The sequence below is a fragment of the Intestinibacter sp. genome, from assembly GCF_034113885.1.
Lineage (GTDB): Bacteria > Bacillota > Clostridia > Peptostreptococcales > Peptostreptococcaceae > Intestinibacter.
In genome coordinates this window covers 1-25018 of record NZ_JAXEWM010000024.1, presented here as the reverse complement: position 1 = coordinate 25018, position 25018 = coordinate 1, and the positions used below count along the sequence as shown (strand labels likewise).

General features: G+C 30.7%; 24 protein-coding genes, 1 rRNA gene, 1 pseudogene and 1 riboswitch. Of the genes and pseudogenes, 25 read left to right on the top strand and 1 reads right to left on the bottom strand.

The features are described from left to right. The first annotated feature begins 309 nt into the window (after positions 1–309). From SPD90_RS01380 to SPD90_RS01320, 13 genes and pseudogenes are all read left to right on the top strand, one after another. The gene (locus tag SPD90_RS01380) at positions 310–1464 is read left to right on the top strand and encodes an iron-containing alcohol dehydrogenase (RefSeq protein ID WP_320626910.1); all 1155 of its coding nucleotides are present in this window, start codon (positions 310–312) and stop codon (positions 1462–1464) included. A 27-nt stretch (positions 1465–1491) separates the two neighbouring features. Next, the gene (gene pdxA, locus SPD90_RS01375) at positions 1492–2532 is read left to right on the top strand and encodes a 4-hydroxythreonine-4-phosphate dehydrogenase PdxA (RefSeq protein ID WP_320626909.1); all 1041 of its coding nucleotides are present in this window, start codon (positions 1492–1494) and stop codon (positions 2530–2532) included. Between the two features lie 13 nt (positions 2533–2545). Beyond that, the gene (locus SPD90_RS01370) at positions 2546–3796 is read left to right on the top strand and encodes a four-carbon acid sugar kinase family protein (RefSeq protein ID WP_320626908.1); all 1251 of its coding nucleotides are present in this window, start codon (positions 2546–2548) and stop codon (positions 3794–3796) included. 32 nt (positions 3797–3828) lie between these two features. Further along, a complete protein-coding gene (gene dapA / locus SPD90_RS01365) occupies positions 3829–4737 on the top strand; it encodes a 4-hydroxy-tetrahydrodipicolinate synthase (RefSeq protein WP_320626907.1) in 909 nt (302 codons plus the stop codon). Positions 4738–4764: 27 nt separating this feature from the next. Continuing rightward, positions 4765–5754 carry a hydroxyacid dehydrogenase gene (locus SPD90_RS01360; RefSeq protein ID WP_320626906.1) on the top strand — a complete coding sequence of 330 codons (990 nt, stop codon included), beginning with the start codon at positions 4765–4767 and terminating at the stop codon, positions 5752–5754. 91 nt (positions 5755–5845) lie between these two features. Beyond that, positions 5846–7171 carry an SLC13 family permease gene (locus SPD90_RS01355; RefSeq protein WP_320626905.1) on the top strand — a complete coding sequence of 442 codons (1326 nt, stop codon included), beginning with the start codon at positions 5846–5848 and terminating at the stop codon, positions 7169–7171. Positions 7172–7363: 192 nt separating this feature from the next. Next, a complete protein-coding gene (locus SPD90_RS01350; RefSeq protein WP_320924089.1) occupies positions 7364–8776 on the top strand; it encodes an SLC13 family permease in 1413 nt (470 codons plus the stop codon). A 128-nt stretch (positions 8777–8904) separates the two neighbouring features. Next, positions 8905–9084 (top strand): annotated as a pseudogene (locus tag SPD90_RS01345) (Rid family hydrolase); the annotation flags it as partial. Between the two features lie 232 nt (positions 9085–9316). Beyond that, the gene (locus tag SPD90_RS01340) at positions 9317–9922 is read left to right on the top strand and encodes a hypothetical protein (RefSeq protein ID WP_320626903.1); all 606 of its coding nucleotides are present in this window, start codon (positions 9317–9319) and stop codon (positions 9920–9922) included. Positions 9923–10147: 225 nt separating this feature from the next. Next, positions 10148–10309: a hypothetical protein gene (locus SPD90_RS01335; protein WP_320924088.1), complete on the top strand. Its 162-nt coding sequence runs from the start codon at positions 10148–10150 to the stop codon at positions 10307–10309. Between the two features lie 161 nt (positions 10310–10470). Continuing rightward, a complete protein-coding gene (locus SPD90_RS01330; RefSeq protein ID WP_320924087.1) occupies positions 10471–10824 on the top strand; it encodes a MarR family winged helix-turn-helix transcriptional regulator in 354 nt (117 codons plus the stop codon). A gap of 70 nt (positions 10825–10894) precedes the next feature. Then, positions 10895–10998: riboswitch (ZMP/ZTP riboswitch) on the top strand. Between the two features lie 70 nt (positions 10999–11068). Continuing rightward, positions 11069–11782, top strand: coding sequence for an IMP cyclohydrolase (locus tag SPD90_RS01325; protein ID WP_320627015.1), 714 nt, complete (start codon positions 11069–11071; stop codon positions 11780–11782). 44 nt (positions 11783–11826) lie between these two features. After that, positions 11827–13005, top strand: coding sequence for a phosphoribosylaminoimidazolecarboxamide formyltransferase (locus tag SPD90_RS01320; RefSeq protein ID WP_320924086.1), 1179 nt, complete (start codon positions 11827–11829; stop codon positions 13003–13005). Positions 13006–13123: 118 nt separating this feature from the next. Here SPD90_RS01320 and SPD90_RS01315 read toward each other — a convergent pair whose 3' ends face one another. Further along, complete coding sequence (locus SPD90_RS01315; RefSeq protein WP_320924085.1) at positions 13124–14020, bottom strand: LysR family transcriptional regulator; 897 nt, start codon at positions 14018–14020, stop codon at positions 13124–13126. A 226-nt stretch (positions 14021–14246) separates the two neighbouring features. Here SPD90_RS01315 and SPD90_RS01310 point away from each other — a divergent pair, with 226 nt between their 5' ends. From SPD90_RS01310 to SPD90_RS01255, 12 genes are all read left to right on the top strand, one after another. Further along, positions 14247–14558, top strand: coding sequence for a PadR family transcriptional regulator (locus SPD90_RS01310; RefSeq protein WP_320626698.1), 312 nt, complete (start codon positions 14247–14249; stop codon positions 14556–14558). A 2-nt stretch (positions 14559–14560) separates the two neighbouring features. Next, complete coding sequence (locus SPD90_RS01305; RefSeq protein WP_320924084.1) at positions 14561–15067, top strand: DUF2812 domain-containing protein; 507 nt, start codon at positions 14561–14563, stop codon at positions 15065–15067. Between the two features lie 23 nt (positions 15068–15090). Then, positions 15091–15375 (top strand): hypothetical protein, encoded by a 285-nt coding sequence (locus SPD90_RS01300; protein ID WP_320626696.1) that lies wholly within the window; start codon positions 15091–15093, stop codon positions 15373–15375. 140 nt (positions 15376–15515) lie between these two features. Then, complete coding sequence (locus SPD90_RS01295; RefSeq protein WP_320924083.1) at positions 15516–16508, top strand: LacI family DNA-binding transcriptional regulator; 993 nt, start codon at positions 15516–15518, stop codon at positions 16506–16508. Positions 16509–16671: 163 nt separating this feature from the next. Beyond that, positions 16672–18573, top strand: coding sequence for a PTS beta-glucoside transporter subunit IIBCA (locus SPD90_RS01290; protein ID WP_320924082.1), 1902 nt, complete (start codon positions 16672–16674; stop codon positions 18571–18573). A 16-nt stretch (positions 18574–18589) separates the two neighbouring features. Then, positions 18590–20026, top strand: coding sequence for a glycoside hydrolase family 32 protein (locus SPD90_RS01285; RefSeq protein ID WP_320924081.1), 1437 nt, complete (start codon positions 18590–18592; stop codon positions 20024–20026). Positions 20027–20116: 90 nt separating this feature from the next. Beyond that, complete coding sequence (locus tag SPD90_RS01280; RefSeq protein WP_320625738.1) at positions 20117–21079, top strand: carbohydrate kinase family protein; 963 nt, start codon at positions 20117–20119, stop codon at positions 21077–21079. 210 nt (positions 21080–21289) lie between these two features. After that, entirely contained in the window at positions 21290–21913 is a 624-nt protein-coding gene (locus tag SPD90_RS01275) for a TetR/AcrR family transcriptional regulator (protein ID WP_320924080.1), read from the top strand. Further along, positions 21913–22788 carry an ABC transporter ATP-binding protein gene (locus SPD90_RS01270; protein WP_320625736.1) on the top strand — a complete coding sequence of 292 codons (876 nt, stop codon included), beginning with the start codon at positions 21913–21915 and terminating at the stop codon, positions 22786–22788. Before SPD90_RS01275 ends, SPD90_RS01270 begins: the two co-directional genes overlap by 1 nt. Before the next feature lies 1 nt (position 22789). Continuing rightward, on the top strand, positions 22790–23578 hold the full coding sequence (locus tag SPD90_RS01265) for an ABC transporter permease subunit (protein WP_320924079.1): 789 nt from the start codon (positions 22790–22792) through the stop codon (positions 23576–23578). Positions 23579–23703: 125 nt separating this feature from the next. Further along, the gene (cwlD, locus tag SPD90_RS01260; protein ID WP_320924078.1) at positions 23704–24411 is read left to right on the top strand and encodes an N-acetylmuramoyl-L-alanine amidase CwlD; all 708 of its coding nucleotides are present in this window, start codon (positions 23704–23706) and stop codon (positions 24409–24411) included. A 464-nt stretch (positions 24412–24875) separates the two neighbouring features. Beyond that, positions 24876–25018, top strand: a 16S ribosomal RNA gene (locus SPD90_RS01255); the annotation flags it as partial.

The window sequence follows — 25018 nt, the reverse complement described above, 5'->3', positions numbered from 1 at the left end:
TTAACTTAGGTTGCAAAAATCCACTTTTGTGAAGAGCAACCGTTTCCCTTATACTCATTAGTTTTGTAGATAGTCTATGATACTAGAGTCTACATGAAGTTAAGGGTGATATTTTAACACATTTAACATAGTAGATAACTATATTGTACGATTAAATGTTTCAAAATGCAACGGTTATTTTACAGTAATGTTTCAAAATAATACAAAAAAAAGTTTTATATCGTTGAAACTATATGAAAAATTAGATATTATTAATTTAAGATAAATATCGTTTCAAAAAGAAACAAATATAGAAAGAGGAGATTGATTATGAAATATCAAATTAAAATTCCATCTTGTATTTTTGGTGGAGAAGGAAGTATTGAAAATGTTAAACATATAATAGAAAAAGAAAATGCAAAAAAAATAATCGTATTTACAGATAAAGGAATTCGTGATACTGGTTTGCTAAACCTTTTAACAAATTTATTAGACGAAATTAATATAAAATATAAGGTATTTGATAATTTGGCTTCAGAACCATCTTATCAAGATGTAGAAAAACTTATGGAACAAGTAGAATCTTATGATGGTGATTTTATTGCAGCCATCGGTGGAGGAAGTGTCATGGATGCAGCAAAACTTTGTTGTGTATTAAAAAATGCAGAATATACAGTAAAAGATTTATTAAATGATCCAACACAGGCTAAAAAACAAATTAAAACAGTAATGATACCTACTACTTGTGGAACTGGTTCTGAAGCAACTTGTAATGCTATAGTAGCTATACCAGAAGAACAATCAAAAAAAGGAATAGTTAACGATGCAATGATTCCTGATTATGTAGTATTAGATTCTCAAATGATAGCAAAATTACCAAAAGCTATAGTAGCTGCTACTGGTGTAGATGCATTAGCACATGCTGTGGAATGCTATACTTCAAAAAAAGCAACACCATTTTCAGATACATATGCTGTAGCTTCTGCAAAATTAATTTTTCATAATATTAGAGAAGCTTATAATAATCCAGAAAATATGGAAGCAAAAAATAGTATGATGCTTGGTGCATTCTATGGAGGTGTAGCTATCACAGGAAGTGGAACAACAGCAGTTCATGCATTATCATATCCATTAGGTGGTAAATACCATATTGCACATGGTGTATCTAATGCTATATTATTTGCACATGTAATGGATTTTAATAAAGATGCTTGTGAAGATAGATTAGCAAAATTATGTGATGCTGTATATCCAGAAATGTCAGCAAAATCTATGGAAGAAAAAGCACAATATATAATAGACCAAATTGCAGACATAGTAAAAGTGACAAATATACCAACTGATTTAAAAGAATTTGGTGTAAAAATGAAAGATTTAGATTTTCTAGTAAGTGCAGGAAGTCAACAACAAAGATTATTAGTAAATAATATGAAAGAATTAAGTTTAGATGATATAAGAAGTATCTATTTAAAAGTTTTAAAATAGACAGAGTAAAAAAGGAGAAGATCGATTATGAAGAAACCCATTATTGGAATCACTATGGGTGATCCTGCTGGAAATGGATCTGAAATCACAGTAAAAGCACTTTCAAATCCTAAGATGTATGAAAATTGTAAACCAGTGATTATCGGAGATGCAGCTTGTATGAAAGAAGCAGTAAAGATTGTAGGTATGGAAGATATAATTAAGATTCACGCAATCAAAGATGTAAAAGATGCAAAATTTGAATATGGAATTATAGATGTCTATGACATGGGACTTGTAGATATGGATAAACATGTATTCGGAAAAGTATCTAAAATGTGTGGTGAAGCAGCATATCAATATGTAGTAAAAGTTATTGAACTAGCACAAAATGGCGACATTGATGCAACCGTTACCAATGCACTAAACAAAGAAGCCATCAATATGGCTGGACATCATTATTCTGGTCATACAGAAATTTATGCAGCATTTACCCATACAGATAAATATACTATGATGCTTGCACATGAAGATTTAAGAGTTGTGCATGTATCTACACATGTTTCATTAAGAGAGGCTTGTGACAGAGTAAAAAAAGAAAGAGTTTTAGAAGTAATAAGAATTGCCAATGAAGCTTGTAAGGCAATTGGTATCGAAAATCCCAAAATTGGTGTTGCAGGGTTAAATCCACATTGTGGAGAAAATGGATTATTTGGTACGGAAGAAATTGAAGAAATTCAACCAGCAATTAATGAGGCGATGAAGGAAGGCATTTGTATTCCAGATAAAAAACCTACTCCTCCAGATAGTATCTTTTCTAAAGCGATTGGAGGATGGTATGATATTGTAGTAGCTATGTATCATGATCAAGGTCATATTCCATTAAAAGTGAAAGGTTTTGTATATAATAAAGAACTAAAAAAATGGGATGCAGTTGCTGGTGTTAATGTAACACTTGGAATTCCAGTCATCCGTGTATCTGTAGATCATGGAACAGGTTTTGATCTTGCAGGAAAAGGTAAGTCAAATGAATTGAGTTTAGTAAATTCCATTGATTATGCCATTAAACTTGCTGTAAATAAAAAGTAGCAGGAGGAGTAAAATGGTTAAATTGATTATTATTGCAGATGATTTTACTGGGGCATTGGATACAGGAATTCAATTTACAAAATGTGGAATTCAGACGCAAGTATTTACAGAAATACCACAAAAAAGTGAGAGTATTGAACCATCTACAGAAGTACTTGTTATTGACTCTGAGTCAAGACATATGTCTGCAAGAAATTCCTATGAAGCTGTAACGGATATCATGAAATGGGCAGAAGAACTTGACGTGGAAATCATTCTAAAGAAAACAGATTCAGCTCTTCGTGGCAATATAGGAAGTGAATTACAGGCAGTTCTAGATTTTGACAAAGAAAATACGATTTACTTTTTGCCTGGATATCCAGAAATTGATCGTGTGACAGTTGAAGGGACACATTATATCTCAGGAAGTTTATTGGAGGATAGTGTATTTGGAAAAGATCCGTTTGAACCAGTAAAACAGTCTTATATTCCAAATATTATCAAGGAGCAAAGTTCAGTACAGGTGGAATGCTTGAGTCAGCAACAAAAAATTGAAACAGTGGATTTAATGGATAAGAAAATTGTAGTCTGTGATGTGCAAAAAAAAGATGATATTAGAAATCGTCTTATGGAATTAAAACAAAAGAAACAACTACGCCTTTTAGCTGGGTGTGCAGCTATAGCAGAGAGTCTTGCTAATATTATGGATTTTCATAAAGAAAATTGTATGAATTATAAAAAGACAAATGGACTTCTAATATCTTGCGGAAGTTTGAATGAAATTACTGCAAAACAGCTTGATTATGCTGAAAAGTGCGGTTTTATCCGCAGACATTTTACTATTGAACAAAAATTTAATACCGAGTATTATAATACAGATGCTGGAGAAAAGTTTTTAAAAGAAATGGTGTTACTTTGCAAGACAGAACAAAAAGTGATGATTGATTCTTTTGACCAACAGGAGGATATAAATGATTATCTTTCAGAGTATGGAATATCAAAGGCAGAAGTCAGAAATACAATACCATATGCTCATGGAAAAATCGTGAATTGTCTAGCACAGGAAAAAGTAGATACAACGATTCTTATGACTGGTGGTGACACGCTGATGGGGTATATGAAACTGATTGGAAGCATTCAACTAAAACCTGTGTGTGAAATCGAACAAGGTGTAGTACTTTCAATTCTTGACAATAATGGATTTCAGCAGCAGGTTATATCAAAATCCGGAGGCTTTGGAACACTAGATGTATTTGAAAAGATAGCAGAAAAAATAATTAGATAATATATAAATTATAGAAAAAGGAGATAAAACTTATGAAAAATGTAGAATTAAAAGGAATTATTACACCAATTTTAACACCTATGAATACAGATGAAAGTATAAATACTACAGAACTACTTACACAAATTGATCGTCTTATTGATGGTGGAGTTCATGGAATATTCCCATTCGGAACAAATGGAGAAGGTTATATATTAAGTGAAAAAGAAAAATGTGAAATACTAGAAGCAACAATTGATCATGTAGCTGGACGTGTTCCAGTGTATGCAGGTTCTGGATGCATATCTACAGCAGATACTATTCGTATGAGTAAAGAAGCTGAAAAATTAGGAGCAGATGTATTATCAATTATTACACCTAGTTTTGCAGTAGCATCTCAAAAGGAATTATATGATCATTATGTAGAAGTAGCAAAACATGTAGATACTCCAATTGTTTTATATAATATACCAGCTCGTACAGGTAATAAATTATTACCAGAGACTGTAGCAAAACTTGCAAAAGATGTAGATCTTATTATAGGAGCAAAAGATTCTAGTGGAGATTGGGATAACTTAAAGGCATATATTACAGAAACTCGTGAATTAGATAAAAAATTCTATGTATTATCTGGAAACGATTCATTAATACTTCCTGCATTAAAAGAAGGTGGTACAGGTGGAATAGCTGGATGTTCTAATGTATATCCTCATGTATTATCATCTATTTACAATCTATTTAAAGAAGGTAATTTAGAAGAAGCACAACTTGCACAAGATTCAATAGCAAGCTTCCGTGCGGTATTTAAATATGGTAATCCAAATACTGTTGTTAAAAAGGCTGTATCTATGTTAGGTTATCCAGTTGGGGATTGTAGAAGACCATTTAATTATTTATGCGATGAAGGTGTAGAAGAATTAGCAAAAGTATTAAAAGAAAACGCTGATAAAGGTATGAAATAAGAGTTACAGATAAAGGAGAAGAAAAAAATGAAATTTGTTATGACGCAAGCTGTTTGCCCAGAAGGAATGCAGATGTTAGATGGTATTGCAAATATTTATGTAGCAGATAACCAAGATCCAAATAATTATTTAGATGAAATGAAAGATACAGATGCTTTGATTGTAAGAATTGCAAAATGCGATGGAAATGCAATTGAAAATAGTCCAAATCTAAAAGTTATAGGTCGTACTGGTGTAGGATACGACTCTGTAGATGTGAAGACAGCTACAGAAAACGGAATTCCAGTAGTTATCACACCAGGTGCTAACAATCGTAGTGTAGCAGAACATGCAGTAGCTATGATGTTTGCATTATCTAAAAATTTAGTTGAGGCACAAAATGAAATGTGCGGCGGTAATTGGGAAATACGTGGAGCTAAAAAAGCATTTGAGTTAGAAGGTAAAATAGTTGGAATATTAGGTCTTGGTGCAATTGGAAGAGAAACGGCAAAGATTTGCCGTGGATGCGGAATGAAGATTGTTGCATACGATCCATTTATGTCTAAAGAACAAATAGAGGAACAGGGTGCAGATTACTATGCAGATTATGTAGAATTGTTAAAAGTAAGTGATGTAGTATCGATACATGTTCCATTTACAGAAGAGACAAAAGATATGATTAGCAAAGAACAGTTTAAAGTAATGAAATCAACAGCACTTATTATTAACTGTAGTCGTGGTGGCATTGTTAATGAAGAAGATTTAGTAGAAGCATTAAAAGAAGGTGTTATTGCAGGTGCTGGTACAGATGTATTTTGTAATGAACCTCCCAAAATGGATGATCCACTACTAAACTGTCCAAATCTTATTGTTAGTCCTCACTCAGCAGCACAAACAAGAGAAGCTGTAATTAAGATGGCACAGATGTGTGTAAAAGGTTGTATAGCAGTTGTAGAAGGAAAAAAATGGCCTTATGTAGCAGATAAGTCTGTCTATGATCATGAAAAATGGAAAGATGCTGAATGGGCAGAAGTATAAAATAGGTAATATAAAATAGAGAGCTATTCGGATTATGAATAGCTCTATGGAACACTAGATAAAAATATAACATAAAGGGGAAGAATTGATTATGGATTCAAGTATTATTTCTATTATAATCGTATTAATTACGATGGGATTATTTGTATGGAACAAACTTCCAATCAGTGTAGTTTCAATTTTGGCTTCACTGTCAATGGCATTATTTATTCCAGAGATGGAACTTTCAGCAGTATATAGTGGATTTAGTTCAACTGGTTGGCCAATGGTTGTTGGTATGTGCATTGTCAGTGCAGCACTTTTTGAAACTGGTATTGCAAGACAAATTGGTGAAAAAATCGGAAACTCTTTTCTTGCAAAAACAGAACGTAGATTTATAGTAACTGTTAGTGCGGTTTGTACTTTAATGTCAGGATTTATGAGTAATAACGGAACTGTTGCAATTTGGATGCCTATCATTGCAATAGTAGCAGCAAATTCATGCGGACGTATTCGCTCTAAAATGGTAATTTTTCCTGCAGGAACAGCAGCGGTTATTGGTGGAGCTTGTACTTTAATAGGATCTACATCTCAGTTGGCGGCAAATTCAGTACTTCAAGGATATGCAGGATTCGAGGAAGGTCTAGGTATGTTTGATATGACTAGGATTATGCTTCCAGTAGCAATTGTTCAAGTTATTTTCTGGGGAACTATTGGATATAAACTTCTAAACAAAGTATTAAAACCAGAAAATCCTGATTTTGATAAAAATAATATGTATGCAGCTTCAGAAATACACAAACTAGAACAAAATACTCAGGTATCTGATTCAAAAGGTAAAATAGCACTTGCAACTATGATTTTATGTATTATATTATTCGTATTAAGTGGCTTCCAACCATTTAAACAATACATTAATATTGGTATGATTGGTCTTTTTGGTGCATCAATTGTACTTGCAACTGGATGTATATCTGTAAAGAAAGCGTATGCAGAACTACCTTGGGACGTATTAGTATGTATAGGTACTATTTCTGGTATAGGAACTGGATTAGATGTATCTGGTGGTGGCGCATTAATTGCTAACTTTGTACTGAATGCTTTTGGTGGACAAAGTGCTTCAGTTATAGTATTAACTGTTGTAATTGCTATATTGACTAGTGTATTAACAAATATTATGTCTAATAATGCAACAGCAGCTATGTTAACTCCTATTTGTATAGCAATGGCAATTTCTCTAGGTATTAGTCCATTACCTTGGGTTATTCTAATCGGGGCATGTTCTAATTTAGCAATTGCAACATCTTTCGGAACAGCTGTAAATATGCAGATTATTCCTGCTGGTTACGAATTTTTAGATTTTGTAAAAATTGGAGGACCATTGTTAGTAATTTTAATTGCAGTCATTTCAATCAGCAGTGTAGTATTTTTATTCTAAACAAGAATTAAAAAACATTTCGTAATACATATATTATCTCTTAATTAGCTAAGAATTAAAGTGCAATTAATAGTGCTGGGAAATTGGTGTTTATAACAATATAAGTTATGAAAACGTTAATATAAGTTAGGTATAAAGAGAGCATTTCTATTTTAGGGTTTATAAGTATTTTGGTAGGAGGATATAAAGATAATGGCACAAATATTAGCTATTTTAATTTTTATATGTATGTTTGTTTTAATTGTATTGGACAAAATAGAGAGGCATATAGTTACAATGGTATGTGGTTTTTTAGTCATAGTACTTGTATTTTGCCTTTCTATGAACGATTTAAATGCAGTTTTTCAAACTTTAAATATAAAAAGTATTTTTGATATTGAGTTTTGGTATTCCAGTGGATCTATAAAAGAATCTAGTATAGGTATAAATTGGTCTACTATAATATTTATCGCTGGAATGATGATAATGGTAGAAGGAATGGGAAAAGCAGGATTTTTTAGATGGCTTTGTTTAAAAATTGCTAAAATGGTTGATTATAAAATCATTCCAATTTTAATTACTTTTATGATTATGTCCGGTTTTCTAGCGATGTTTATAGATAGTATAACAGTAATTCTATTTTTAGTCGCAGTTACAATTGAACTCGGAAATTTACTAAAGTTTAATCCTGTGCCAATTATAATTTCTGAAATATTTTGTGCTAATTTAGGAGGCTCTGCTACTATGTGTGGAGATCCTCCTAATATTATAATCGGGACATCATTAGGATATAGTTTTGGCGATTTTATTACAAATACAGGTGTTATAGCTTTAATATCTATGGTATTTATTATTTTTTACTTTTATATATGTTTCAAAAAACAGCTTATAAATAGTCATGTTGAACTTATAAATCGAGATTCAGAATGTTTAATGGCTGTTAGTGGATCAGATTTTAGTTATGAAGGAGAATATACTACAAATTATGTAGATCCAAAAGATGCCATATTAGATAAAAAAAGATTTTTAATTAGCTTTATTATATTTTTTATAGCTATTTTACTTTTAATAACACATGCTCAGACAGGGCTTACAGTAGCATCTATTGGAGTGTTTGTCGCAGCTATTACTTTAGTTACTTCAAAAAATGATGCTATAGACTTAATAAAAAGAGTTGATTACAAGACAATCTTGTTTTTTATAGGCCTTTTTATAGTAGTAGGAGGATTAGAGCAAACTGGAATACTAGAAATTGTGGCAGCTTTAATTGGCGAAGTTAGTGGAGGAAATACAAAAATTATGATTGCAATTATAATTTGGATATCTGCTATAGCAAGTGCATTTGTAGATAATATTCCATTTGCTGCTACTATGATTCCAATAATTCAAAGTTTAGCTATATCACAAGGTGTTCCATTATCTACACTTGCATGGACATTAACTATGGGAACTGATATAGGTGGGAGTGCGACACCTATTGGGGCATCGGCAAACGTTGTAGGTATTTCAGTTGCTGAAAAAGAAGGATATTCAATTAGCTGGAAAGGGTATTGTATGTATTCTGTGCCAGCTACGGTAATAGTAATATTGATATCTATGATCTACATTTTTATTAAGTATATTTAAAGATAAAATCTAAAAAATTGACATTAATTCACATAAATGAAATAGAGTGTTGGAAAATAGATAAAAAATTAAAGTGGATCCTTTGTCAAGGACACTAGAAAAAAAGTGTGGCTAAGCTGCCATTAAAAGCTGATTTCTCAAATGTAGTTAAAACTACAGTATTCATAAAAGATATGAATGAATTTGCTCAAATAAATGAAGTATACGCTGAATGCTTTGGATATAACAAACCTGTTAGAGTTTGTGTAGAAATTGCTAGGCTTCCAGAGGATGTAAAAGTTGAAATAGAATTAATAGCAGTATTATAAATAAATATGAGGCTATTGCAAGATATTTGCAGATAGTCTCTTTTTTATTTATGCTTAAACTAAAAGAGAGTTGCTAAAAGACTGATTTTGCACTCTATTTTTTGATATAATTATATTAATTATGATGCCGTCTAATTTTATAATGACAGTTAAGTTTACTGTCGACAGCGTAGTTTTGGGAATAATATTTAAATAAAAAATATTAAAACAAGGGTATATGGAGGATAATAGCATGTATGAAACTTTGTATGAATTTACGATGACGGAGTGCTATTTAAAAAGTGTAGGAGCAGGAATAATAGTTACTGGATTATGGTTATTTATATTATTTAGTATTATTAGAAATTATTTAAAACTAAAAAAGACACTACAAGCTGAAAAAATCGATTTGAACCAAGTAAAAAATGATGATGAATATAAAGAAATTAGGCTAGTAACAATAATTGTTATTTTAGTAACTCCGATCGTAATGGCTATTATTATATCTATGCGTAGAGATACTTTCATATCGTATAACTACCTTTATAATGAGTATAAAAATGGAAATTGCTATACTGTAGAAGGTCAAGTTGAAAATTATAAAGTTTATGATGTGGGAAACGATACTGGAGGAATAAGAGTTATAGAATTTAGTGTAGATGGAGTGTTATTTATAATAGATAGAGATTACGAAGTATATAATGAAATTAGAGATAGTTGTGCAGTAAAACATAATGGACAAAATTTAAAAATAACATATATGTTAGAAAAAGACTTGGATCTTGATAAATATTATATAATAACTTTCCATGATGAAACACATAATGGAATTGTAAAAATAGAAGAGAAAGTAGAATAATAGTGGTTTTATTTATTATAAAGTGGCATTTTTGATGCCATTTTTATATGTATAAAAAATATTTTATAAACTTGTTGACATAATATAAATTTAAGGGTATAATTGCTCTAACAAAGTTAGATAAAAATATAAATAAATCAAATCAGCTACAGTAATATATCTGTAGCATTATATTTAAAATAATTGCTAATAATATTAGCAATTATAGAAAAAGGGGATGTTACAATGGAATTAGTATATTTTATTATTATAGCAGCATTTTCAGCTATACTTTGTGAGGTTATCAGCAAATTTAAGCCTTCAATAGAGGAAAAGGCTACACAAATTATATTTGGTGTTATGATATCATTATTCTTAATGATAAGTATTGCACCTGTAAATATTTAAATATAGATAACCTGGATATTGACAATATTGGCGTTTGTGCATAAAATTAACTAATAAAGTTAGATAATTAGAAGGAGAATAGATAAATGGACTATTATGTTTTAGCGAGAGAACTGATGAGTTTAAAGTCTGGTATTAAACATATTCAGTTTGATAGAACCATGTCTAAGCTGAACCAGGGAGGATTATTTGTTTTAAATTATCTCGTAGATCACCAAAAAACAGCTTATCCAAAGGATTTGAGCAAAAGTATGGTAGTTAGCACAGCTAGAATTGCGACAATTTTAAATCATTTAGAAAAAGATGATTTTATTACGAGAACAACAGATCCGAAGGACAATCGTCAAATTATTGTTAAATTAACTGAAAAGGGAGATAAGTATATTCAAAAGCAGCGTGATGAAATGTTACAAAAAGTAGTCAAGATGTTAGAATGCTTAGGACCTGAAGATGCCTTGGCATATATTAGAATTCAAAAAAAATTAATAAGTAGTATTTACAATGAAATAAAATAATTAATAAAAATACGGATATTTTTAGTTGAATATAAAATTATATTCGTGTATAATATGTTTGTACAACAAAGAACGGTCAAGCGACTGGTGGAAAGCATCAATAGATGTCGTGGGAATTAACCCACAGGGAGCTTGATTATATATTTAGAAATGCCGACCGCCTGGGCACGTATGATGTTTTATAACATTTTGCGTGTTGGCGGTTTTTTGTTTATAATAAATTATTTTAATGGAGGAAATCAATATGAACATGCTATCATTAGCAAATGAATTAAACAGTAACACATATCCAGGGAGAGGTATAGTAATCGGAAAAACTGAAGACGGAAAAAAAGCAGTAACAGCATATTTTATAATGGGAAGAAGTAGCAACAGTAGAAATAGAGTATTTGTTGAAGAAGGACAAGGAATTCGTACACAAGCATTTGACCCATCAAAGCTTGAAGATCCATCACTAATAATCTATGCTCCAGTTAGAGTTTTAGGAAACAAAACTATAGTAACTAACGGAGACCAAACAGATACTATATATGAAGGAATGGACAAACAACTTACTTTTGAACAATCATTAAGAAGCCGTGAATTTGAACCAGATGCACCTAACTACACTCCTAGAATTTCAGGTGTTATGCATGTTGAAAATGGTACATACAATTATGCAATGTCAATATTAAAGAGCAACAACGGAAATCCAGATGCTTGTAACAGATACACATTTGCATACGAAAATCCAGTAGCAGGAGAAGGGCATTTTATACATACATATATGCACGATGGAAATCCACTTCCAAGCTTCGAAGGTGAACCTAAATTAGTAGGAATAAGCGGAGACATAGATGAATTCACTAATATGGTTTGGACAAACTTAAATGAAGACAACAAAGTATCATTATTTGTTAGATTTATAGACATCGCTACTGGCGAATACGAAACAAGAATAGTAAACAAAAACAAATAGGAATTAATCGATATAAAATACATTAATAAAAAGGAGTATTTAAAATGAACGAAATTCAATTAAAATATGGATGTAACCCAAATCAAAAACCATCAAGAATCTTTATGGAAGATGGATCAGACCTTCCAGTTAAAGTTCTAAATGGTAGACCAGGATATATAAATTTCTTAGATGCCTTCAATGGATGGCAATTAGTTAAAGAATTAAAAGAAGCTACAGGACTTCCAGCTGCTACATCATTCAAACACGTTTCACCTGCAGGTGCTGCAGTAGGTAAAGAATTAGACGACACATTAGCTAAAATTTATTGGGTAGACGATCTAGGTAAATTATCTCCACTAGCATGTGCATATGCAAGAGCTAGAGGTGCTGATAGAATGTCATCATTTGGTGATTTCATAGCATTATCAGATGTTTGTGATGCTGACACTGCTAACTTAATAAAAAGAGAAGTTTCTGACGGTGTTATAGCTCCAGGATTTACTGATGAAGCTTTTGAAATATTAAAAACTAAGAAAAAAGGTAACTACAACTTAATTCAAATCGACCCTGATTACGTTCCAGCTGAGCTTGAAAGAAAACAAGTTTACGGAATAACTTTTGAACAAGGAAGAAACGAATTAGATGTAAATGGAGATCTTTTATCAAATATAGTAACTAAAAACAAAGAAATACCAGAATCTGCATTAATAGATATGAAGATAGCTCTTATAACATTAAAATACACTCAATCAAACTCAGTATGCTACGTTAAAGATGGACAAGCTATAGGTATAGGTGCAGGACAACAATCAAGAATCCACTGTACTCGTCTTGCTGGACAAAAAGCTGACAACTGGTATCTTCGTCAATCTCCACAAGTTATGGGATTACAATTCAAGGACGAAATAGGTCGTGCTGAAAGAGATAATGCAATAGACGTTTATATAGGAGATGAATATATGGACGTTTTAGCTGAAGGTGAATGGCAAAAAATATTCAAGGTTAAACCAGAAGTATTCACAAGAGAAGCTAAGAGAGCTTGGCTTGACGGTATGACTGACGTAATAGTTGGTTCAGATGCATTCTTCCCATTCCCTGACAATATAGAAAGAGCATATAAGAGTGGAGTTAAATATATAGCTCAACCAGGTGGATCTGTAAGAGATGACGCTGTAATTGAATGCTGTGATAAATACGGAATAGCAATGGCATTCACTGGAATAAGATTATTCCATCACTAAAATTTTGGATAAAAATTAATTATTACTAATTTTAATATATAATAGGCTGAGTTATACGGTAAAAGCTCAGTCGCATTAAAAAACTCTCAGCTATAACTAAACTGAGAGTTTTTATATTTTAATAATAATAAATATTTTTATAGTAATTTCTAAGCTCGTTTAAAAAAATATTGACACATTCAGAGAGCTTTACCTTACTAGGAATAACATAAGAGTAATGCTTTGCGAAGGATTCTTCTAGTGGAAATATTAATATTTCTTTGCTTTTATAAGCTGATATAACCGCAGATTTAGGCATTATACTTATTCCTAAATTATTTTTTACAGATTCCTTTACAGCATTGTTATTATCTAATAATTTTTCTTTAACTGTTATATGGCTGTTATTTAAAAATTTATCTGTAAAATATTTTGTGCTTAAATCTTCTCTGCTTATAAACCATGTTTTATCCTTAAACTCATTTACATATGTAGAGATATCCTTTATTGTTTCTGCATATGGTATCATTAAAATCATTTTATCACTAAAAAATCTCTTTTGTATAAAATCAGGATTTTGTGTAGCCTCTTCAATTATTCCTATATTTAACTTATTTTGCTTTAAATCATTGTATATGCAATCATTGCCTTTTATGAATACATCTATTTTTATGTTTGGGCATTTTTTTGAAAAATAAGATAAAAATTTTGGTAAAATGTATTTCTCAAATTGGGCACAAACTCCTATCTTTATATTGCTTTTTAAAGTATTAATCTGCTTAAGATCGTCATAATTACCTTCTTCAACTATATTAAACATTTTTTTAGATTTTATATATAAATTCATTCCATTTTCTGTTATAGATACATTATTATCATAGGTAATAGGTCTATCTAATAAAGTAACTCCAAAGAAAAGCTCTAATACCTTTATATGCTCAATAATTAATTTTTGAGGTAATTTTAAGTGATTACTACATTTAATTAAATTATTTAACTCAACTACAGATATAAATGTTTTTAATTCTTGCAGCATGTTCGATTGTCTCTCCTTTATATTTTAAAATTTATATGTGAAGCATCGTATATCTTTATTCTTTTGTATTAAAGTATATTTTAACACTTTTATTGAAAATAGGAAATCGTTTTCTAAACTTAAACTTCATAAAAATAATAAAAAAAATAAATAACTCGTTGACAGATATATCGTTATCTGATATATATAAATATATCAGATAACGATATATTGAGAGGTGATATATATGGGAAAGGAAGCACCATTAACAGAGGCGGTTTATTACATATTATTAGCAGTTAGAGAACCTAATCACGGTTATGGAATCATACAAGAGGTACAAGAAATGACCGATAGTAGGGTAAACTTAGGACCAGGAACTCTATATGGGGCAATAAATTCGCTACTAGATAAAGAGTGGATAGAATTATATAGCGAAGAAAAGCAATCAAGAAAGAAAAAATCTTACATCATAACATCTAAGGGAAGAGAAGCATTTAATAGTGAGGTTATAAGATTAAAGGAATTAGTGAAAAATAGTGAAAAAATGGGGGAATAGTTATGATTAAGTTTCGTTGGTATGTGGATAGCCAAAAGGAGCAAGATTGGTTAAATGAGATGAGTAAAAAAGGATGGGCATTAAAATCATTCTTTTTAGGATTTTATAAATTTGAAAAATGTGAACCAGGTGAATATATTTACCAAATAGATCTTTTACCTGAAGGAAAAAGTAAACAAGAATATTTCGAGTTTATGGAGGAAACAGGAGTTGAGATAGTGGATAGATGGTTTTACTGGGTGTATTTATGTAAGAAAGCATCAGAAGGACCATTTGAATTATATTCAGATAATGAATCTTTAAAACTACATTATGAAAGCATTGTAAAATTTTTTAAACCATTCATGTACCTTGAATTAATAGCAGCATTGCTACAAGTACCAGGTATATGTGGAGGATCATATTTAAATATTTTTTCATTTATATTATTGATAATATTATTTTTAGGTTTCCTTACTACTATAAAATCATTTGAAAAGAGAATAGATTCAATTGATAAGGATATATAGTGTATTAAAAGGGGAGATTTGAAATGAAGGATTTTATAATGGCAGCTTTACCTTGGATTTGTATAGGTGTTTCACTTGCTATATTTATGGTTACTGTTTCAAGCAAAGCAAATAATAAGACTAAAGCTGATGCTGATACAAAAGATTCAGAAAAAGAAGAGGATAATTATATGCTTATAGGAATGTGTCTAGGTATGTGTATTGGATGTGCGTTGAGTACAACTGGAATTATCTCTACTTCATATGGCACTAGCTTTGGTATGCTAATTGGCATGGCAATAGGATCAACTATAAAAAAACAAAATTAAATATATTTAATCGTAAAAATATACGATTAATAAAATAGATTTATTGAAAAAATATTTTTGTATTGGTACTATGTTAATAGTAATTAAAAAGTTCGATGCAGAAATATTTTTTTGTGCATATTTATATAAGGATAAGGAGCGTGATAAAAATTAATATTAATGAAATTGCAAAATTAGCTGGAGTTTCTCGTGCTACTGTATCTAGATATTTAAATGACGGATACGTAAGTGAAGAAAAAAGACAAATAATCGCAAAGGTTATAGAGGAAACTGGATATACACCTTCTGCACAAGCGAGAGTATTACGCACTAAAAAAACTAAATTAATAGGCGTAATAATACCGAAAATAGATTCACAGGCTGTTAGTAGAGAGGTGCTAGGTATAAATGAAACTCTATCAAAATCAGGATATCAAATTATCCTTGCAGATACATTTAATGATGAGCATAAAGAGTTAGAATATCTTAAAGTTTTTCAAAATAATCAAGTAGACGGAATTATTTTGATCGCGACAGTATTTACAAACCAACATAAAAAGCTATTGAAAAAATTAAATATTCCAGTAGTAATAGTTGGACAATATTTAAAAGGATATTCATGTATATACAACGATGATTATAATGCAGCTAAGGATATAACTAAAGTTTTGATAGGAAAAGACAGAAAAAAAACAGGCTATATAGGTGTTAATCCAAATGATGAAGCAGCAGGAAAAGCTAGATATCAAGGATATATAGATGCATTAAAGGAAAATTCAATTGAGGCAGATGAAGAATTGATGAAAATAGCAAAATTTAGCTTAGATGATGGATATTTAAAAGCAAAAGAGCTTATTGAGAAAAATCCTGATATAGACTCACTATTTTGTGCAACAGATAACATTGCTATCGGAGCGATGCAATATCTAAAGGAATGTGGTAAAAAAATTCCAGAGGATATATCTATAGTTGGGTTCGGACATACAAATATATCTAAATTAGTGGATCCTAAATTAACTACAGTACACTTTCATTACAAAACATCAGGGATAGAAGCTGCAAATATCATTGTGAATATGATTGAAAACCAAGATAAGATTATAAGAGATGTGAAAATGGGATATGAAATAATTGCTCAAGAGTCGACGAATTAAATATTAAATAGGCACTTATTCTGAGAGAGTAGGTGCTTTTTTATTAATGTGGTATCAATCTCATAAAAATTACATAAATTTATGAAAAATATTGACATAAATTAGTTATGAACTTATAATTGAATATAGAACCGGTTTCATAAAAATAAGGGAGATAAAAAAGATGGCAGAGAATAAACAAGAAAAATATTTACGTATTTCTAAAGAGATAGTGGATTATGTAGGTGGACAAGATAATATTCAAGGGGTAGCACATTGTGCGACAAGATTACGTATTGTGCTAACAGATAACGATTTAGCAGATATGGAAAAATTAGAAAATGTTGATTTAGTAAAAGGTGTATTTATAGCCGGAAACCAATTACAATTAATATTTGGTGCAGGATTAGTTAATGAAGTTTATGAAGTATTCAGCCGTTATACACATACAGAAAATATGTCACTTGGAGATATTAAAGCTCAAAGTGCTCAAAAACAAAATCCAATACAAACAGTTATTAAATCTTTATCAGATGTTTTTATTGGTATTATGCCTGGTATATTAGCAGCAGCATTGCTTATGGGTATTACTGGTGTTTTAGGAAAATGGGATGTTGTAACAAATAATGAAACATTATATGCGATTAATAAATTAGCAAGTATAGCTGCTAATGGAATATTTAGTATTTTACCAATGGCTGTTTGCTACAGTGCAACTAAGAGATATGGCGGAAAACCAATCTTAGGTATGATTGTTGGGGCGATAATGCTTGATTCTTCTTTGGCAAATGCATATTCTGTTGGATCAGGAAGTGTTGTTCCAGAAGTTATTAGAATTTTTGGTCTACCAATTGAATTAGTTGGTTTCCAAGGTGGAATCATCATTGCATTAATGATGGGATTTGTAGTTGCTAAATTAGATATTTTCTTTGATAAGAAGGTACCTGATTTTATCAAATTATTATTATCACCATTATGTACTGTATTTATTTCTACAGTATTATTATTTACAATCGTTGGACCAGCAGGTAGAGAATTAGGTAATTTAATCACAGGAAGTTTAATTTGGATGACTGAAAACTTAGGTGCTTTAGGTTATATGATTTTCGCAGGTCTTCAACAAATAATAGTTATTACAGGTTTACATCATATTATAGGAGCTGTTGAAGCACAATTAATAGCTGATACAGGAAGAAACTTCTTAAATCCTTTGATGTCAGTTGCTTTAATGGGTCAAGGTGGAGCAGTTTTAGGATATTTAGTATTAAACTGGAAGGATGTAAAAGCTAGAGAATTATGTATTCCTTCATTTGCATCAACTTTATTCGGAATAAGTGAACCTGCTATATTTGGGGTTAACTTACGTTATAAATTCCCAATAGTTGCTGGATGTTTAGGTGGAGCTATTGCAGGTGCATATGTTTATTTTGCTGATTTAGCAGCATTAGGTTTTGGTACAACTGCTTTACCTGGTATTGCTATTACAGATCCTACTAACAATGGTTATTTAAATTATATTATAGCTCATCTAATTGCTTTAGTTGCAGGTCTTATATTCTGCATAATATTTGGTAAAGTTAAAGGTCAAAAAAACACTGAAGTAGAAGATACTAAAGAAGCTGTTTCAGAAGAAGTAGGAGATATTGAAGTTGTTTCTCCTGTGAAAGGCATGGTTAAAAATATAGGTGAATCATCTGATGCAACATTTGCATCAAAAGCTATGGGAGATGGAATAGCTGTAGAAGTAAATGATGGAGAAGTTGTTGCACCATGCGATGGAAAAATAACACTTGTATTTCCGAGCAAGCATGCTATAGGAATGAAGTTAAAGGATGGTTCTAGTGTACTTATTCACTGTGGTATTGATACTGTTAATATGAATGGTGAAGGATTTGAAACATTTGTCGATGTTGATCAAGAAGTTAAAAAAGGTGATTTACTATTAAAATTTGATATAGATTTAGTAAAAGAAAAAGGATATTCTACAGAAACAATGATGTCATTTGAATTAGGTGAAGGACGTACTTTACAAATGCAATATACTGGTGAAACTCAAGGAAAAGATATTATTGCAGTAGTTAAATAGGAGGTGGTTATCTCTAATGATGACAAAAGAGGATTATTTAAAGGAATATGATGATTATCAAAGTATGCGTGATAATGTTAAAAAAGATAACTATCGATTACAATACCATTTAATGCCTCCTACAGGTTTTTTAAATGACCCTAATGGTTTATTCCAAAAAGATGGTGTTTATCATATTTATTTTCAATATACACCTTTTACAGCCGGATGGGGAACTAAGCTTTGGGGACATTATACTAGCAAGGACATGGTGAATTTTAATCAAGAGGAACCATTTTTATATCCAGATAGATTTATTGATAGAAATGGTGTTTATAGTGGTTCTGCGTTTGTTGAAGATGGAACAATTCACTACTTTTATACTGGAAATGTAAAGTTGACTGATAGAGATGATTATGATTATATTAATTCTGGACGTGAACAAAATACAATTCATATGACAAGTAAGGACGGATATGAAATTAGCGAGAAACAATTGGTTCTTTCTAATGATGACTATCCTAGAGATATGTCTAAGCATGTTAGAGATCCAAAGATATTTAAAAAGGACAACTATTACTATATGGTTTTAGGTGGTAGAACATCAGATAATCATGGTTGTGTGTTGTTATATCGAAGTGAAGATTTAAATCACTTTGAGTATTATAATCGTATAATAGCTCCTGATTTTGGATATATGTGGGAATGCCCAGACTTATTCGAATTAGATGGACAATTATTTTTAGTTACATGTCCTCAAGGAATACCTCAACAAGGTTATGATTATGCAAATGTTTATCAAACTGGATACTTTAGAGTTGATTATGACTTTGACAATAATACTTATGAATTAAGTGAATTCAAAGAACTAGATAGAGGTTTTGATATTTATGCGCCACAAAGTTTTTTAGATGAAAAAAATAGACGAATACAATACGCATGGATGGGAATTCCTGATGCTGAGTACAATAATCAGCCAACTGTTGATTATGACTGGCAACATGCTTTGACAATGCCAAGAGTTCTATTTTATAAAAATAATCAGATATATCAACAACCACTAGAAGAAATGAAAAATTTAAGACTAGAAGAAATAGTATCTGATTGTAAAAATATCAAACAAAAAGATACAGTAGTCTATGAAATGCAGGTTGATTTTGATGGTTCACAAGATTTTATTTTACAAATTAGAGATGATGTTAAGTTATCATATCAAAATCAAGTTCTTTCATTAAATCTAAAAGAAAGTGGATATGGACGTTCAAGTAGATCAGTTGAATTAAAAGAAGTTAATAGCTTAACTGTTTATAGTGATACATCAAGCTTAGAAATATTTATTAATGATGGACAAGAAGTATTTACAACTCGCGTTTACGGAAATTTATCTAATCAAAATATAGAATTCTTGACAAAAAATAAAGGTGTGGTAGCCTTCTATCCATTAAAAGGATATACAATTATTAAAAATGATTAATCAAAAGAGATTGTCACAGAATAATATTGTGTCAATCTCTTTTAACTTTTTATACATAATTATATAATTGATAAAAGGGGTGAATTTTTAATGAAAAAATTAATAGCAATAGGAGAAGCATTAATCGATTTTATACCTACAGAGTCAGGTAAAAAAATTAAAGAAGTAGAAGGGTTTAAACCAGCGGTAGGTGGAGCTCCTGCTAATGTATGTGGGGCATTTACTAAGCTTGGTGGTAAGTCACAAATGATAACTCAATTAGGACAAGATCCTTTTGGAGATAAAATAATAGATGAGTTTAAAATGCATAATATAGGATGTGATTATATTTCTAGAACTACAGAAGCAAATACGAGCTTAGCATTTGTAGCATTAGATGAAAATAAAAACAGGGAGTTTTCTTTCTATAGAAAACCAGGAGCTGATATGCTACTTTCAGCTGACAAAATAAAGGAAGAATGGTTCCAAGATGTATTTGCACTTCATTTTTGCTCTGTTTCAATAGGGGATTTCCCTATGAAACAAGCTCATGATAAGGCGATTGAATACACAATAAAAAACGGTGGAATAGTGAGCTTTGATTTAAATGTTAGACTTCCTTTATGGAATAGTCCAGATAAATTGAGAGAAGCTATATTCGAAATGATGCCAAAGGCTCATATTTTAAAAATTTCTGATGAAGAATTAGAATTTGTCACAGGTGGAACAAATATAGAAGAAGAATTAGATAAATTATTCGTTGGAAATGTAAAAATGATAGTATTCACAAAAGGTGGAGATGGTGCAGAGGTTTACACTAAACAAACAAAAGCATCTATATCAGGTATAAAGGCTCAAGTAGAGGATACAACTGGAGCAGGAGATGGATTTATAGGTTCTTTCTTATATCAATTATATAGAGATGATGTAACTGAAGATAAATTAGATTCATTACAGGCAGATGACTTAGAGAGATATTTAGATTTTTCTAATAATTACTGTGCTATCAGTGTAACTAAAAAAGGCGCTATAGCATCTTACCCTACTTTTGAAGAGTTTTGTAAAATAAGATAACTAAATTTAATACAATTTCATATATTTAAAGTAAAAATATAACCCAAAATGATTTTTGTACCTATAGATTTTTATTATAGTAATCTATAGGGATTTTTTTATGAAAAATTGTTGACTAAATTGGTCAATAGAACTATACTTTAATTAACCAAATTGGTCAACGGATATATTGATTCGATATAAATTACGTAATGAAGAGGAAGTATTAATATGAATGAAAAGTTTTTTGATTTACCTAAAGAAAAGCAAAATGCAATAATAAATGGAGCTATGCATGTTTTTGCTAAATACGAATATAAAAAGGCGACGACAGAGGAAATAGCCAAAGAAGCTGGAGTTTCTAAGGCTCTTTTGTTCCATTACTTTGGAAACAAAAAAGAATTGTATCTATTTTTATATGATTATGCTATTCAAAAATCATATGAGCAAAAGAAAGAATTGAAAAATAAAAAGGATAATGATTTTTTTAATAAAATAATAGATGCACAAAATTGTAAGGTTAAAATTTTATTAGAGCATCCAGATATAATGATGTTTTTGACTAAAGTTTATTTTGAAGAAAATGAAGAGGTAAAAGGAGTCGTAAAGGAAGCATTTAAAAATTCAGCTGTTGAAGCTAAAACTGATTTCTTCAAGGATGTTGATTTGACTAAATTTAAAGATGATATTTCACCTAAGGAGGTGTTAAATATAGTATTTTGGATGGCAGAAGGGTTTATGAAGGATAAAAGATTAGAAGCAAATAAGACTGTGGATTTATTAAAATTGAATGATGAATATGTAAAATATCTAAAAATTTTGAGAAAGGCTTTTTATAAGGAGGAGTATTTATAATGAATATTATTGAAACAAATAATCTTACTAAGAATTATGGAAAGGCAAGGGGTATAGAAGGAATTAATTTAAAAGTAGAAGAAGGAGATGTATTTGGATTTATAGGCCCAAATGGGGCTGGCAAGAGTACGACTATTCGTACTTTGCTAGGGCTTATAACACCTACCTCTGGAAGTGCAAAAATATTTGGAAGGGAATGCTCAAGAGGAAATAAGGAGATTCTGAAGGACATAGGATATATGCCATCTGAAATGTGGTTTTATCAAAATATGAAGGTTGGGGAATTAATTAAATTATCAGCAAAATTGCAAAAGAAGGATTGTTCAGAAGAAGCTAAGATACTTTGTGATAGATTGGAATTAGATGTTAAAAAGAAAATAGAAGATTTATCTCTAGGTAATAGAAAAAAAGTAGGTATAGTGTGTGCAATGCAGCATAAGCCGAAGCTTTACATATTAGATGAACCGACTAGTGGATTGGATCCACTTATGCAAAAAGAGTTTTGGAGTATATTAAAAGAAAGAAATCAAGAGGGCGCGACTATATTTTTATCATCTCATGTATTGTCAGAGGTACAGAGACACTGTAAAAATGCAGGTATAATAAGGGGTGGTAAGATGATTGTGTCTGATTCTGTTTCAGCTCTTTCGAAAACTTCTGCAAGAAGAGTTAACCTACATGGAGTAAATGAGATTTGCGGACTTGAAGGCGTTAGAGATGTAGTTAATCATGGGGATTCAGTTAGTTTCTTATATCAAGGGGACATTAAGAATTTAGTTTCTTATATAAATAATTTGAATATTACAGATATGACGATTACAGAGCCTGACTTAGAAGAGATGTTTATGCATTATTATGAAAAGGATGGTGAATAGGATGATTGTATTGGCACATGAATTAAAAACTGGTAGAAAAATATTAGCTATATGGACATTATGTATAGGATTTATGATAGTGCTATGTTTATTGCTTTATCCAGAAATGGGAGATCAAATAAGTCAGGTAGAGGATGTTTATTCTAACATGGGAGGATTTACGGCTGCCTTTGGTATGGATAAAATCAGTATGGGAACACCGATGGGATTTTACGGGATAGAATGTGGTAGTGTTATGGCGATAGGTTGTTCATTTTTCGCTGCTATGTTAGGCGCTAATATATTGTCAAAGGAGGAGCACTCTCATACTGCTGAATTTTTATTAACTCATCCAATTAGTAGACAGAAAGTAGTATTTGAAAAGCTTTTAGCTGTTATTATTCAAATAGTAGTGCTTAATTTGGTTTGCGTAGTATTGGCTATAATATCGTTTAATATAATAGGAGAGGAAATTCTTTGGGATGAATTTAAACTGTTTCATGTAGCACAATTACTTATGCAATTGGAGGTGGCTTTTATTTGCTTTGGTATATCAGCGTTTCTAAAGCATAGTGCTATGGGAATTGGTATAGGCGTTGCGGCTTTGTTGTATTTTTTAAATATTGTAGGAAATATAAGTGATAAGGCAGAATTTTTTAAATATATAACTCCTTTTAAATATGCAGATGCAGCTGATGTTATATCTTCTTGCTCTATAGATCAGAAGCTTGTTTTGGTAGGGGGAATATATGCTTTAGTTGGTGTAATTTTAGCGTTTTTATATTATGGAAGAAAAGATATTTCAGCATAGGTAGTTATAAACAGTGTGGTTGATGATTCGAAAATGAAAATCGACCACACTTTTTTATTTATTGAGTGTGATTTTTGAGGAATATATTATTTATAGCAAAAATATAAATATAAAGGGTGATAAATATGAAAAACTTAAAGTACATAATAATTGCCGTAGCCGTGATGATAACTATATTGTTTATAGTTAAAATTAAAAATACTTCAGAGGATGTCATGCAATATATGCCGGTTACGGATAAAACTATAGTCTTAGATGCTGGTCATGGGGGGATAGATCCAGGTGCTATGAATAAGGACAAGACGGTTTTAGAAAAGGACATTAATTTGCAAATAACTATGAAAATAAAAGAGTTGATTGAAGCTAGTGGAGGAAATGTTGTTTTGACTAGAGACTCTGATATTAGCTTGTATGAAGAAGGGGCAAATAAAACTACAAGACAAAAGTACAACGAAAATTTGAAAAATAGAAAGAAAATAGTTGAAAACTCACAAGCCGATATGTTTGTATCTATTCATTTAAATTCATTTGAAGATTCTAAGTATTATGGAGCACAGACATTTTATCCAGCTGGTAAGGAGGATAGTAAGTTTTTAGCTGAAATGATTCAAGCTGAATTAAAACGAGTAGTTGATAATACTAATAATAGAAAAATTAAACCTAGAGAAGATTTGTATCTTTTAAAAGATAATAAAATGCCATCGGTTTTGATTGAATGTGGTTTTTTATCTAATCAGAAGGAAGCTGAGCTTTTAGCTGAAGAAGAATATCAGGATAAAATAGCTTGGGCTATATATGTCGGAATACAAAAATATTTTATTGAATATGAGTAAAAAAATTAGTATATAAATTGAAAAAATAGTTGTATTTAATAAATATTAAAGGTTCTTAATCAAAGTTTAGAAAAATCGGGTATGTGATTGAAAAATAAGATATAAGAGATTTTATTCGTTATATATCGAATGAAATTATTTAATAAAGAATTATTGGTTGCAAGAATAAAAAAACTTAAAAAAAATTCAAAAAAAGTATTGACCAATTAAAATAATGATGATAAAGTATTACTTGTCTTTAAGAAAAAGATATGCAGTCGATAGCTGAACAGCTAAGATGCAAAATTAAACTTCTTAAAAAAAGTTGTTGACAAAGAAAAACAGCTTTGATATAATGAAGAAGTTGATTTAAGAACTTTGAAAATTAAACAGTAGGTTAAATAATAAACTTTAATTCACACGAATTAAAACCAACAAACCAAGCCAGATATTCGATAATGATTAGTCTGAGCAAGATGAAGCTTTATTTTGAGAGTTTGATCCTGGCTCAGGATGAACGCTGGCGGCGTGCCTAACACATGCAAGTTGAGCGATCTTCTTCGGAAGAGAGCGGCGGACGGGTGAGTAACGCGTGGGTAACCTACCCTGTACACACGGATAACATACC

Bases quoted from the DNA above. Each gene is read 5' to 3' on its own strand.
- SPD90_RS01380 (WP_320626910.1), top strand. From the start codon at position 310: ATGAAATATCAAATTAAAATTCCATCTTGTATTTTTGGTGGAGAAGGA.
- pdxA (WP_320626909.1), top strand. From the start codon at position 1,492: ATGAAGAAACCCATTATTGGAATCACTATGGGTGATCCTGCTGGAAAT.
- SPD90_RS01370 (WP_320626908.1), top strand. From the start codon at position 2,546: ATGGTTAAATTGATTATTATTGCAGATGATTTTACTGGGGCATTGGAT.
- dapA (WP_320626907.1), top strand. From the start codon at position 3,829: ATGAAAAATGTAGAATTAAAAGGAATTATTACACCAATTTTAACACCT.
- SPD90_RS01360 (WP_320626906.1), top strand. From the start codon at position 4,765: ATGAAATTTGTTATGACGCAAGCTGTTTGCCCAGAAGGAATGCAGATG.
- SPD90_RS01355 (WP_320626905.1), top strand. From the start codon at position 5,846: ATGGATTCAAGTATTATTTCTATTATAATCGTATTAATTACGATGGGA.
- SPD90_RS01350 (WP_320924089.1), top strand. From the start codon at position 7,364: ATGGCACAAATATTAGCTATTTTAATTTTTATATGTATGTTTGTTTTA.
- SPD90_RS01340 (WP_320626903.1), top strand. From the start codon at position 9,317: ATGTATGAAACTTTGTATGAATTTACGATGACGGAGTGCTATTTAAAA.
- SPD90_RS01335 (WP_320924088.1), top strand. From the start codon at position 10,148: ATGGAATTAGTATATTTTATTATTATAGCAGCATTTTCAGCTATACTT.
- SPD90_RS01330 (WP_320924087.1), top strand. From the start codon at position 10,471: ATGTCTAAGCTGAACCAGGGAGGATTATTTGTTTTAAATTATCTCGTA.
- SPD90_RS01325 (WP_320627015.1), top strand. From the start codon at position 11,069: ATGAACATGCTATCATTAGCAAATGAATTAAACAGTAACACATATCCA.
- SPD90_RS01320 (WP_320924086.1), top strand. From the start codon at position 11,827: ATGAACGAAATTCAATTAAAATATGGATGTAACCCAAATCAAAAACCA.
- SPD90_RS01315 (WP_320924085.1), bottom strand. From the start codon at position 14,020: ATGCTGCAAGAATTAAAAACATTTATATCTGTAGTTGAGTTAAATAAT.
- SPD90_RS01310 (WP_320626698.1), top strand. From the start codon at position 14,247: ATGGGAAAGGAAGCACCATTAACAGAGGCGGTTTATTACATATTATTA.
- SPD90_RS01305 (WP_320924084.1), top strand. From the start codon at position 14,561: ATGATTAAGTTTCGTTGGTATGTGGATAGCCAAAAGGAGCAAGATTGG.
- SPD90_RS01300 (WP_320626696.1), top strand. From the start codon at position 15,091: ATGAAGGATTTTATAATGGCAGCTTTACCTTGGATTTGTATAGGTGTT.
- SPD90_RS01290 (WP_320924082.1), top strand. From the start codon at position 16,672: ATGGCAGAGAATAAACAAGAAAAATATTTACGTATTTCTAAAGAGATA.
- SPD90_RS01285 (WP_320924081.1), top strand. From the start codon at position 18,590: ATGATGACAAAAGAGGATTATTTAAAGGAATATGATGATTATCAAAGT.
- SPD90_RS01280 (WP_320625738.1), top strand. From the start codon at position 20,117: ATGAAAAAATTAATAGCAATAGGAGAAGCATTAATCGATTTTATACCT.
- SPD90_RS01275 (WP_320924080.1), top strand. From the start codon at position 21,290: ATGAATGAAAAGTTTTTTGATTTACCTAAAGAAAAGCAAAATGCAATA.
- SPD90_RS01270 (WP_320625736.1), top strand. From the start codon at position 21,913: ATGAATATTATTGAAACAAATAATCTTACTAAGAATTATGGAAAGGCA.
- SPD90_RS01265 (WP_320924079.1), top strand. From the start codon at position 22,790: ATGATTGTATTGGCACATGAATTAAAAACTGGTAGAAAAATATTAGCT.
- cwlD (WP_320924078.1), top strand. From the start codon at position 23,704: ATGAAAAACTTAAAGTACATAATAATTGCCGTAGCCGTGATGATAACT.